This is a genomic window from Streptomyces sp. NPDC107528 (genome assembly GCF_055639295.1).
In genome coordinates this window covers 240066-251357 of sequence record NZ_JBVKAV010000016.1, presented here as the reverse complement: position 1 = coordinate 251357, position 11292 = coordinate 240066, and the positions used below count along the sequence as shown (strand labels likewise).

The window sequence follows — 11292 nt, the reverse complement described above, 5'->3', positions numbered from 1 at the left end:
CTTCGGTCTTGCGTTTCCGACTCTATCAGACCTTTTCTCGATCCGATTTCCTCGGTGCTTTCCAGGTTTCCGCTCTCGCGTTTCCCTTTCCGGCGACTCCGACTTTATCAGAAGTTCCGGGCCGGATTGACCAGCCACTCTTTTCCGAATCATCGGGAGGGGCTTCTCGGGAATCGATGTTCCACCGAAGCAGATAGATAGTCACTCTGCCCGGCTGGACTCTCATCCACTTCCAGGCAACTGTTCTAATCTACCTCCCCACTCGTTCCGTGTCAACGGTTCTTGTGGGGCGAAGAGGACACTAGCAGCTCAGCGGGCGTGCACGCACATCAGGCCGCGGTGGGAACCGCGGCGCTGCGCTCGGCAGCCTCGACGTCGCCCGTCACCCCGGCGCGGGCGGCGCGGCCGCCGAGGACATAGACGTATGCGAGGAAGGCCAGTTCAGCGGCGACGCCGATGCTGATGCGCGCCCATGTCGGTAGGCCGGATGGGGTCACGAAGCCTTCGATGGCACCGGAGATGAAGAGCACCAGGGCGAGGCCTATTGCCATGCCTATTGCGGCTCGGCCTTCCTCGGCGAGGGCCGAACGTCGGGTGCGGGGACCCGGGTCGATGAGGGTCCAGCCGAGGCGTAGGCCGGTGCCGGCGGCGACGAAGACCGCGGTCAGTTCGAGGAGGCCGTGCGGCAGTACGAGGCCGAGGAAGGTGTCGAGGCGACCTGCTGAGGACATCAGGCCGAAGCCGACACCGAGGTTGAGCATGTTCTGAAAGAGGATCCAGAGCACTGGCAGGCCGAGGAAGACTCCGAGGATCAGGCAGAGGGCGGCGGCCCAGGCGTTGTTGGTCCAGACCTGGGCCGCGAAGGAGGCCGCGGGGTGGCTGGAGTAGTACGTCTCGTACTGCCCGCCGGGGCGGGTGAGCTCGCGTAGTTCGCTGGGGGCCGCGATGGTGGCCTGTACTTCGGGATGGGTGCCGATCCACCAGCCCAGGAGGGCCGCGACCAGGGTGGACAGGAGCGCCGTGGGTACCCACCAGTGGCGCGCCCGGTATACGGCGGCCGGGAATCCGTACGCGAGGAAGCGGGTGACATCGCGCCAGGAGGCGCGTCGCGTGCCTGTCACTGCACTACGCGCGCGCGCCACGAGCTGGCTGAGCCGACCGGTCAACTGTGGGTCGGGCGCGCTGGACTGGATCAGGGACAGGTGGGTGGCGGTGCGCTGGTAGAGGGCGACGAGTTCGTCGGCCTCGGCGCCGGTGAGGCGCCGCTGGCGTCCGAGGAGGGCGTCGAGGCGGTCCCACTCGGCTCGGTGGGCGGTGACGAAGACGTCGAGGTCCATCTGGTTTTCTGCTCCTCGGCTGTTCGTCGGCGACTCGTCGTAGGTGTCAGCTTGTCGTACTGCGGCGCGATGCGCCCTCAGCTTGGCAGACTGGCCATTTCAGGGGCAGGTCAGGGAAGGACGGTCGGCGTGAGTGAGCTGGTGACGGGCGAGGCGGTGGCGCTGGAGTTGCGCCCCGCGAAGCTGCCCAGCAGGGCCTTGGCCGTGCTGCTTGATCTGGCCGTGGCTGTGATCGCCTACATCGTCGTGACCATTGGCGTTGTGGCTGCCACCGCTTCCCTGGACGAGGCGGCGCAGACCGCGTTGTCGATCGCGATGTTCGTTCTGCTGCTGGTCGGCGGGCCGATCGCGGTCGAGACGCTCAGCCATGGGCGCTCGCTCGGGAAGCTGGCGTGCGGCCTGAGGGTCGTACGCGACGACGGTGGGCCGATCCGGTTCCGGCACGCGCTGGTGCGTGGCCTCATAGGCGTGATCGAGATTCTGATGACGCTCGGCGTCGTCGCCGTCATCGCCTCGCTGGTGTCCGCGCGCGGGCGGCGGCTCGGGGACGTCTTCGCCGGGACTCTCGTCGTACGGGAGCGGGTGCCCCTCGCGCGGACGGGGTTCGTTCCGCCGCCTCCGCCGTGGCTGGCCGGGCGGTTCTCGGGGCTTGATCTGTCGGCGGTTCCCGACGGTCTGTGGCTCGCCATTCGCCAGTACCTGACGCGGATGCAGCAACTCGACCCGCAGGTCGGCTGGAGCATGGCGGAGCAGCTCGCCGCGGATCTCGTGGCGCGTACGGGCACTCCGGCGCCGCAGGGTGTTCCGTCGGCGGCGTATCTGGCGGCAGTTCTGCAGGAGCGGCAGGCGCGGGAGGCACGGCGGGCCTTCAGCCACGGGTCGTTCGAGGGCGGTGCGCCTTCTGTGAGTGGTGCGGGGGCTGGTGCTGGCGGGCCTGGCGCGTACGGTCCACCGGTTGTGCCGACCGCCGCCGCTGCAGCGTCTCCGACTTCCCCGTCCGGCGCGGAAGGGGATCGTTCCTCGGCTCCGTATGACGCAGTACGGCAGCCGCCGACGCCGCAGGACGCCCCGGCGGACGACCGGCCTTCCACGGGCTTCGCCCCTCCGGCCTAGGCGCCCAGGCCAGGTCCGTTGCTCAAGCGAACGTCGACGGCGGCGATTTCAGGTCCTCCAGCTCGATGCCGGGTGCCGCGAGGACGACGTCGCCCGCGATGTGTACGGCGTGCTGTTCGCCGGTGTCCAGGGCTGTGACCTGGTATTCGTCCACGGTCAGAGAGCCGTTGTCAGTGGCGTGTGTTTCTCTGTTCACCAGGGCCCAGGACTGGTCCACGGTGCGGGGGGCGAGGACCGGGTCCGTGAGGGCCAGGAGGCGTACGCGGGTTGCTGAGGCGGAGGGGGTGAGGCGCAGGAGGCGAGTGGTGGCGATGAGGAACGCGGGGGATGTCCCTGTGAAGGCATGGGCGCGCACATTGCCTTCCGTGGCCTGAACCCCGGTGGGGTCGGTACGGACCCAGGTGACGCCGTCGATGGCGGCACCGCGTACCTGCCAGCCGCCGGCGTGGAGTTCGAGACGGATGGGGCGGCCGAGTTCGTCCAGGGCGAGGTCGACGGAGCCGCTGTGATCGCCCGCAGGGGTGGTCAGCTGGGAGACATAGCGCCAGCCGGACGGGCCGGGGGCGCAGTGGAAGTGCTCTTCTGCGAGGGGGGTGTGATCGTGCGGATCGTGGAGCGAATAACGGCCGCGGGGCATCGGGGTCCTGGGTTTTGACGGGGCTGGTCCGCCCACGCGGGCCACGAGGGTCGCGCGGGCTGAAACGGCTGCTCGGGCCAACGGGGCAGGCCCCCGGCACGGGGGTGCGGGGGCCTGCCTCGGAGGATCTGCTGCCGATGAGCGTGTCACCGCTGAGCAGCAGCCTGGTTCGGCGGCGGCTCAGCGGCGGGTCGGCTCAGTAGCGGTAGTGGTCCGGCTTGTAGGGGCCCTCGACCTCGACGCCGATGTACGCGGCCTGCTCGGGGCGGAGCTGGGTCAGCTTCACGCCGAGCGAGTCCAGGTGCAGGCGGGCGACCTTCTCGTCCAGGTGCTTGGGCAGCGTGTACACACCGGTCGGGTAGGCGTCCGGCTTGGTGAACAGCTCGATCTGGGCCAGCGTCTGGTCCGCGAAGGAGTTGGACATCACGAAGGACGGGTGACCGGTGGCGTTGCCCAGGTTCAGCAGGCGGCCCTCGGAGAGGACGATCAGCACCTTGCCGTCGGGGAACTTCCAGGTGTGGACCTGCGGCTTGACCTCGTCCTTGACGATGCCCGGGATCTTGGCGAGGCCGGCCATGTCGATCTCGTTGTCGAAGTGGCCGATGTTGCCGACGATCGCCTGGTGCTTCATCTTGGCCATGTCCGAGGCCATGATGATGTCCTTGTTGCCGGTGGTGGTGATGAAGATGTCGGCCTTGTCGATGACCTCGTCGAGGGTCGTGACCTGGTAGCCGTCCATCGCCGCCTGCAGGGCGCAGATCGGGTCGATCTCGGTGATGATCACGCGGGCGCCCTGTCCGCGCAGGGACTCCGCGCAGCCCTTGCCCACGTCGCCGTAGCCGCAGACGACCGCGGTCTTGCCGCCGATCAGGACGTCGGTGGCGCGGTTGATGCCGTCGATCAGGGAGTGGCGGCAGCCGTACTTGTTGTCGAACTTCGACTTGGTGACGGCGTCGTTCACGTTGATCGCCGGGAACAGGAGGACGCCGTCGCGCTGCATCTCGTACAGGCGGTGGACGCCGGTCGTCGTCTCCTCGGTCACGCCGCGGATCTCGGAGGCGAGCTGGGTCCACTTCTGGGAGCCGTCGGTGATGGTGCGGTTCAGGAGTTCGAGGATGACGCGGTGTTCGTCGTTCTCGGCGGTGTCGACCGAGGGGACCTTGCCGGCCTTCTCGTACTCGACGCCCTTGTGGACGAGGAGGGTGGCGTCACCGCCGTCGTCGAGGATCATGTTCGGGCCGCCGGTGGGGGTGTTCGGCCAGGTCAGCGCCTGCTCCGTGCACCACCAGTACTCCTCCAGGGTCTCGCCCTTCCAGGCGAAGACCGGGATGCCCTGGGGGTTGTCGGGCGTGCCGTTCGGGCCGACGGCGACGGCGGCGGCCGCGTGGTCCTGGGTGGAGAAGATGTTGCAGGACACCCAACGGACCTGGGCGCCCAGGGCGACCAGGGTCTCGATCAGGACGGCGGTCTGCACGGTCATGTGCAGCGAGCCCATGATGCGGGCGCCGGCCAGCGGCTGGGTGGCGGCGAACTCCTTGCGGATCGCCATCAGGCCGGGCATCTCGTGCTCGGCGAGGGTGATCTCCTTGCGGCCGAAGTCGGCCAGTGAGAGGTCGGCGACCTTGAAGTCCTGTCGGTTCTCGACAGTCGTCATTACGAGCTGCTCCTCGGGGTTGGGTCGAGGGTGGGTACGGCTGGTCTGCACGGCGGCGGACACCGGGGTGCCCGAAGAGGACACAGGCATGCCCGCGTACGCGCAGCGCAGTCCGTCGGAGGCCCTCTCTCCCTCGGCCGGTCCGCGTCGGGACCGCCCGACCGCCATCAGCAGCGACGTCTGGCTCTGTCCCAAGCTACACCGGGACGCCCGGGAGCCACAGCGGGAGGCCTGGGCGTTCCTGGTCTGTCTTGTCCGGCTCCGTACAGATCGCGCCATCAGGGCATCCGCGGGTGGGAGGGCGGCGGCAGTTCACGGGTCGGTGCGATGGGGGCGGTGGCGGTCGTGGGCGAGGGTGCTGTGCGGGAGCGATAACAGGACACCAACGAACGACGCACAGGAGGCGGCAAACTGGGGCGAAGCGCCATTTTCTCCCCTTTGAGGCTGCGGCTGTGTGGTGCAGGATGCCCAGGAGATCTGAACAACTGATCGATCTTGCGGGGCGTCCGGGACGGCGATCCGCACGAACAAAGGCGTTAGGAGATCGACGTGACCAGTACGGCCGGCCCTCCCCCCACGGGCGGCGACAGCGGCGAGCAGAAGCGGTTGAAGCTGCTCGCGGTGACCGCATGCCCGACCGGCATCGCACACACGTACATGGCGGCGGAAAAGCTCGCGCAGGCTGCCGAGAGCCGCGGTATCGACATGAAGGTGGAGACGCAGGGATCCATCGGGGCCGAGAACGTCCTCGATGACAACGATGTCAAGCACGCGGACGGGATCATCGTCGCCGCGGACAAGGATGTGGACCTGAGCCGTTTCGCGGGCAAGCGGGTCCTTACGGTCGGTGTGGCCGAGGGCATACGTCACCCCGAGCGGCTGATCGAGCAGGTGCTGTCGGCGCCGGTGCACGAGGCCGGGGCGGTCACCGCGGCCTCGGGGGCCGGCGGTGGCAAGGAGCGGAGCGTCGGGTACAAGGCGCTGATGAACGGGGTCAGTTACATGATCCCGTTCGTCGTGGTCGGCGGGCTGCTGATCGCGATCTCGCTCTCGCTCGGCGGGCACACCGACCCGTCGGGCGGTCTGGTCATCCCGAAGGACTCCTTCTGGATGGACGTGAACAACATCGGTGTCATCGGCTTCACGCTGATGGTGCCGATCCTGTCCGGTTACATCGCGTATGCCATCGGGGACCGGCCCGCGCTGGTGCCGGGCATGATCGGTGGCTGGATCGCCAACACCGGGGAGTTGTACGACTCCAAGGCGGGCGCCGGGTTCATCGGGGCGATCGTGACCGGGTTCCTCGCCGGGTATCTGGTGTTGTGGATCAAGAAGGTCAAGGTTCCGAAGTTCGCGCAGCCGATCATGCCGATCATCGTGATCCCGATCGTGGCGACGACGGCGCTCGGGCTGTTCTTCATCTATGTCATCGGCAAGCCGATCTCCTGGGTGTTCGAGAACCTGACCGACTGGCTCAGCGGGATGACCGGCACGAGCGCGATCCTGCTCGGCGCGATTCTCGGGCTGATGATCGCGTTCGACATGGGCGGGCCGGTCAACAAGACGGCGTTCCTGTTCGGCGCCGGGCTCATCGCGACCGGCAACCAGACGGTCATGGGCATGTGCGCGGCCGCGATCCCGGTCATGCCGTTGGGTCAGGGCCTCGCCACGCTGATACGCAAGCGGCTGTACACCGAGCAGGAGCGGGAGACGGGGCTCGCCGCGCTGTTCATGGGCTGCTTCGGCATCTCCGAGGGCGCGATCCCGTTCGCAGCGGCGCGGCCCGCGCAGGTCATCCCGGCCAACATGCTCGGCGGCGCGGTCGCCGGTGCGATCGCCGGAGTCGCCGGCGTGGAGGACGCGGTGCCGCACGGAGGGCCGATCGTGGCGGTGCTGGGCGCGGTGAGCGGCGTGCCGATGTTCTTCGTGGCCGTGGTGATCGGCACGGTCGTCACCGCGCTGACGACGGTTGCCCTGGTGGACATCAGTGAGCGCAGGCGGCGCGGGGAGGCCCTCGTCGGCACGGACACGGGGACGGGCACGGGCAGGGCCGGGCTCGAACCCGCGCTGGTCGGTGCGGGTGTCGGAGTGCCGGGCGCCGGCGCCGCTGCTGTCGTGGCGCAGGCTGCCGTACGTGAGTCGGCGGCGACCGGCACGACGAGTGCGGCGCCCGCAGGGTCGCCCGGCCTGTCCCCGGGTTCCGCGGACGAGTCCGAGGTCGACGATTCCCCTGCCGAGGTCCTCTCCGGCTACCTCACCGAGCGGACCGTGAAGGTGCGGCTCGATGCGGCCGACAAGGAGTCGGCGATCCGCGAGATGGCTGAACTGCTGGCGGGGACCGGCACGGTCGTGGACGTGGACGAGCTGGTGGCGACCGCGCTGCGGCGGGAGGCGCAGGGTACGACCGGGCTCGGTGAGGAGATCGCGATTCCGCATGCCAAGACCGATGCCGTGACCGCGCCGGTCGTCGGTTTCGCGCGGTCCGTGCAGGGCGTCGAGTGGGACTCGCTGGACGGTACGAAGGCGAGGCTGGTGTTCATGATCGCCGTACCGGAGGCGGCCGCGGGCGACGAGCATCTGCGGATTCTGTCGCTGCTGTCGCGGAAGTTGATGGACGCCGGGTTCCGGGAGCGGCTGTTGGCCGCGCCGGACGAGTCGGCCGTCCTCGGGGTGTTGCGCGAGGTCGGCTAGCCGCGACGACGGACAACGGGGCCCGCCGAACGACTCGGCGGGCCCCGTTGGAAGCTGTGCTGCGGAACGTCAGTGCTCGGTTCCGGGGGTCGTCGGTCCGCCCGGTGCTGCGTCGCGATCGGCGCCCTTGGCCGCTTCGGCCTCGCTGTAGATGTCGGGCTCGAGGTAGATCACGCGGGCGATCGGGACCGCCTCGCGGATGCGGGCCTCGGCGGCGTCGATGGCGGAGGCGATCTCGGCGCCCGTGTCGCCCTGCGGGACGGCGATCTTGGCGGCGACCAGGAGCTCCTCGGGGCCGAGGTGGAGCGTGCGCATGTGGATGATGCGGGTGACCACGTCGCCGTCGACGATGGCGGCCTCGATCTTCTGCTCGTCCTCGGCGCCCGCGGCCTCACCGAGCAGCAGCGACTTGGTCTCGATGGCCAGGACGACCGCGATCAGGACGAGCAGAACGCCGATGCAGATGGTGCCGATACTGTCCCAGACGCCGTCGCCGGTGAGCAGGGCCAGGCCGACGCCGCCCAGGGCGAGGATCAGGCCGACCAGCGCGCCGAGGTCCTCCAGGAGGACGACGGGCAGCTCGGGCGCCTTGGCATGGCGGACGAACTCCTTCCAGGACTTCTTGCCCCGCAGGAGGTTGGACTCCTTGATGGCCGTGCGGAAGGAGAAGGTCTCGGCGATGATCGCGAAGACGAGCACGCCGACCGGCCAGTACCAGTGCTCGATCTCGTGCGGGTGCTTGATCTTCTCGTAGCCCTCGTAGAGGGCGAACATGCCGCCCACGGAGAACAGGATGATCGAGACGAGGAAGGCGTAGATGTAGCGCTCGCGGCCGTAGCCGAAGGGGTGCTGCGGGGTCGCCTCGCGCTTGGCCTTCTTGCCGCCGACCAGCAGCAGGGCCTGGTTGCCGGAGTCGGCGAGCGAGTGCACGCCTTCGGCGAGCATGGACGACGAGCCGCTGAACGCGAACGCGACGAACTTCGCTGCCGCGATCGCGAGGTTGGCGGCGAGTGCCGCCACGATCGCCTTGGTACCGCCTGACGCGCTCATGTGTCGCGTTGTCCCTTCGCCTTCGTCTTCGTACGCCTGTACGCCTGCACGTCCGTACGCTGTTCAGGGCGTCGCCGAGAGGGCGTGCGGCCCCCGTTCGGCTTTGCCCGTCCTTTGCCGGTGGGCCATTGTTGCAGCCCGGTCGGACAACAACGCGCCGGGTCGTCGGATGTGCTCGGTCAGGCGACGACCGTGGCGCGGAAGACCGTACCGGCGCCGGACACTTCGGCCTTTTCGCCGGCGGGTACGAAGACGGACCGACCGGGCGTCAGGTCGTCCTCGCCGATGCGGACGGAGCCGGCCGTGCAGAGCAGGATCTGCGGGGTCGCGCGCGTGAGGTCGTGGGAGCTGGTGCCCTCCGGGAGGACATACCGGGACAGCCGGAACTCGTCGATGGGGGTCTCGTAGACCTCCTCGCCGTCGGGGGACGCCTCCGGGCGCAGCACCCCGGCGTCGCCGGCCTCGAAGCGGACGATGCGCAGGAGTTCGGGGACGTCGACGTGCTTGGGGGTCAGACCGCAGCGCAGGACGTTGTCGGAGTTGGCCATGATCTCGACGCCGAGGCCGTGGAGGTAGGCGTGCGGGATGCCGGCGCCGAGGAACAGGGCCTCGCCGGGCTGCAGGCGGACGTAGTTGAGGAGCATGGCGGCGATGACGCCGGGGTCGCCGGGGTAGTGGTGGGCGATGTCGGCGTACGGGGCGTAGTCGCCGCCGAGGCGGGCGCAGGCGGCCGCGGCCTCGGCGACGGTGTGGGCCATCTCGTCCGGGTCGGCGGTGAGGATCGCGGTGAGCACCTCGCGCAGGGCCGCGTCCTCGGGGTGGGCGTGCAGCAGGTCGACGTACGGCTTGAGGGAGTCGACGCCGAGGCCGTCCAGTGCGTCGGCTGCCGCGATGGGGTCGCGGAAGCCGCACAGGCCGTCGAACTCGGTGAGCGCGCAGATCAGTTCGGGCTTGTGGTTGGCGTCCTTGTAGTTGCGGTGGCCGGCGTCCACCGGGATGCCCCGGCGCTCCTCGCCCTCGTAACCCTCCTTCGCCTGCTCCAGGTTGGGGTGCACCTGGAGGGAGAGCGGGGCGCCCGCGGCGAGGATCTTGAGGAGGAAGGGCAGGCGGGGGCCGAACTTCGCCACGGCCGCGGCGCCCAGCTCGCGCTCCGGGTCGGCCTCGATGACCTCGACCAGCGTGCCGCGCTCGGTGCGCGAGGGTGCGCCCGGGTGTGCGCCCATCCACATCTCCGCCTGCGGTTCGCCGGTCGGCTCGGCCCCGAGGAGCCGCGGGATCGCGGTGGTCGAACCCCAGGCGTAGGGGCGGACGGTGTTGTCGAGGCGGTCCATGCGGTTGTCTGCCTGTTCTCTGCGGGTAGGCGGGTGCTCTTCGTGGTGGACGCCGGTTCGCCTTGTGTACGCCTGCCGGTTCCTGCGGCGTACGGCGGCCAGGGCCCCCTGGGACAGATCAGGCTCCCGAAGCGAGCGCCAGGTAAACGGCGGCGAAATCCGTGATGGCGATCAGTTCCGCGAGGGTCTCCAGCTCGCCGCCTGCTTCCGGTTCCAGCTCACTGATCGGCGTGTCATGGCTCAGGGCCAGGTCGCGCGCGGCGGGCGCGGCGGTGAGGCCGCCGATGGGACGGTCCCGCAGCAGCACCACGCGCGCGTGCAGGGCCGGTGTCTCCTCGACGCGGTCGCGGAAGAAGTCGCCGGGGTCGGCGCTCGCCGCGAGCCTGCCGGCGAGCAGGGCGCTGTGCGCGGCGAGCGCCTCGGGCAGTTCGGCGACCAGCGCGGGGTGGCCGGCGAGCTCGGCGAGTGCGGCGGCGAAGCGGCGGCCGGCCGGGCCGGCGGAGACGCCCTCGGTCCAGATCAACGGGAGCGAGTCGGCGAGTTCCGCGGCCAGGGTCTTGGCGGGGTTGCTGTAGGCCGCGATGGCGGGCCCGCAGCGTTCGGCGATGTGGTCGAGGCGGTCGGCGACCTTCTCCACGGCCTCGGGCGGAGCTGTGAGCAGGCCCGTGCGGTCGAGGAGCGCCAGCAGCGGGGTGAGCAGGGCCCACAGAACGCCGGGCGCGGAGGCTGCGGGGACGTCTTCCTCTTCCTCCTCGTACGGGGCGATCGCCATCGGCACGAACAGGCCGTGGTTGTTGTGCACCGCCTCAGTGAGCGGGGAGCCCGCGGGGGCCACGGCGACGACCGTGAGGCCGCGGCGGTACGCCTGCTCGGCGAGGAGCGACAGGCCCGGCTCGGTGCCGTCCGGGGTGGTGATCAGCAGCAGGTCCACGGAGCCGGACCAGCCGGGCAGCTCCCAGCGCAGGGCGCCGGCGGCGGGGGCGACGCCGGCCGGAGCCAGCCGGATGACGGGGCTGGTGGCGCCGGCGAGCGTGCCGAGGAGGTCGGCGACGCAGATGGCGGCGGCGCCGGGGCCCGCGATCAGGGTGGCGCGGGGGCGGCCGTCGGGTTTGAGGTCGTTGATGCCGGCCTCGGCTGCGTGCCGGGCGGCGGTGCGGACACGGGCTCCTGCTTCGGCCGCGCCGCGCAGCAGGGCACGGCGGTCGGCCTCGGCGAGCGCCTCCGGCGTGTCCAGCAACGATTCGTCGAGCATGGGCGGCAGCCTCCGATCGCCGGGTCTTTTGGGGCGGGGGTCTTGCGCGGGGGTGTGCGTCGGGGGGCTTGCTCGGTCGTGGGGGACGACGGCGGGCTTGGTGCCGGATGGTGCTTGGTGCCGGGCGTCCTGGTCACGGCATCGGTCGGCGGGCGTCTCCGTGCCGGTGGCTTGGAGTCCGCACGCCGGGGCCGGGACGGCGCCACGTCGAGGCGGCGGGGGCCGGA

Annotated in this window: 8 protein-coding genes; 2 read left to right on the top strand and 6 right to left on the bottom strand. The window is 70.1% G+C overall.

Features of this window, described 5'->3' with window-relative positions:
• Positions 1–329 precede the first annotated feature (329 nt).
• Positions 330–1337, bottom strand: a complete 1008-nt coding sequence (locus ACZ7L5_RS40665; RefSeq protein ID WP_362384830.1) for a stage II sporulation protein M — start codon at positions 1335–1337, stop codon at positions 330–332.
• A gap of 129 nt (positions 1338–1466) precedes the next feature.
• Between ACZ7L5_RS40665 and ACZ7L5_RS40660 the strand changes: the two genes are divergently transcribed.
• Complete coding sequence (locus ACZ7L5_RS40660) at positions 1467–2450, top strand: RDD family protein (protein ID WP_471523599.1); 984 nt, start codon at positions 1467–1469, stop codon at positions 2448–2450.
• A 22-nt stretch (positions 2451–2472) separates the two neighbouring features.
• On the opposite strand, the gene ACZ7L5_RS40655 is transcribed toward ACZ7L5_RS40660, so the two are convergent.
• Both ACZ7L5_RS40655 and ahcY read right to left on the bottom strand, forming a co-directional pair.
• On the bottom strand, positions 2473–3087 hold the full coding sequence (locus ACZ7L5_RS40655; RefSeq protein WP_471523597.1) for a hypothetical protein: 615 nt from the start codon (positions 3085–3087) through the stop codon (positions 2473–2475).
• A 196-nt stretch (positions 3088–3283) separates the two neighbouring features.
• Positions 3284–4741, bottom strand: a complete 1458-nt coding sequence (gene ahcY, locus ACZ7L5_RS40650) for an adenosylhomocysteinase (protein ID WP_471523595.1) — start codon at positions 4739–4741, stop codon at positions 3284–3286.
• Positions 4742–5290: 549 nt separating this feature from the next.
• On the opposite strand from ahcY, the gene ACZ7L5_RS40645 reads away from it, so the two are divergent.
• Positions 5291–7432 (top strand): fructose-specific PTS transporter subunit EIIC, encoded by a 2142-nt coding sequence (locus tag ACZ7L5_RS40645; protein ID WP_471523593.1) that lies wholly within the window; start codon positions 5291–5293, stop codon positions 7430–7432.
• A gap of 69 nt (positions 7433–7501) precedes the next feature.
• Here ACZ7L5_RS40645 and ACZ7L5_RS40640 read toward each other — a convergent pair whose 3' ends face one another.
• The 3 genes from ACZ7L5_RS40640 to ACZ7L5_RS40630 form a co-directional block, all read right to left on the bottom strand.
• Positions 7502–8482 carry a cation diffusion facilitator family transporter gene (locus ACZ7L5_RS40640; protein ID WP_471523591.1) on the bottom strand — a complete coding sequence of 327 codons (981 nt, stop codon included), beginning with the start codon at positions 8480–8482 and terminating at the stop codon, positions 7502–7504.
• 179 nt (positions 8483–8661) lie between these two features.
• Complete coding sequence (manA, locus tag ACZ7L5_RS40635; RefSeq protein WP_471523589.1) at positions 8662–9813, bottom strand: mannose-6-phosphate isomerase, class I; 1152 nt, start codon at positions 9811–9813, stop codon at positions 8662–8664.
• 118 nt (positions 9814–9931) lie between these two features.
• Positions 9932–11065 carry an SIS domain-containing protein gene (locus ACZ7L5_RS40630; RefSeq protein ID WP_471523587.1) on the bottom strand — a complete coding sequence of 378 codons (1134 nt, stop codon included), beginning with the start codon at positions 11063–11065 and terminating at the stop codon, positions 9932–9934.
• Positions 11066–11292: the final 227 nt, after the last annotated feature.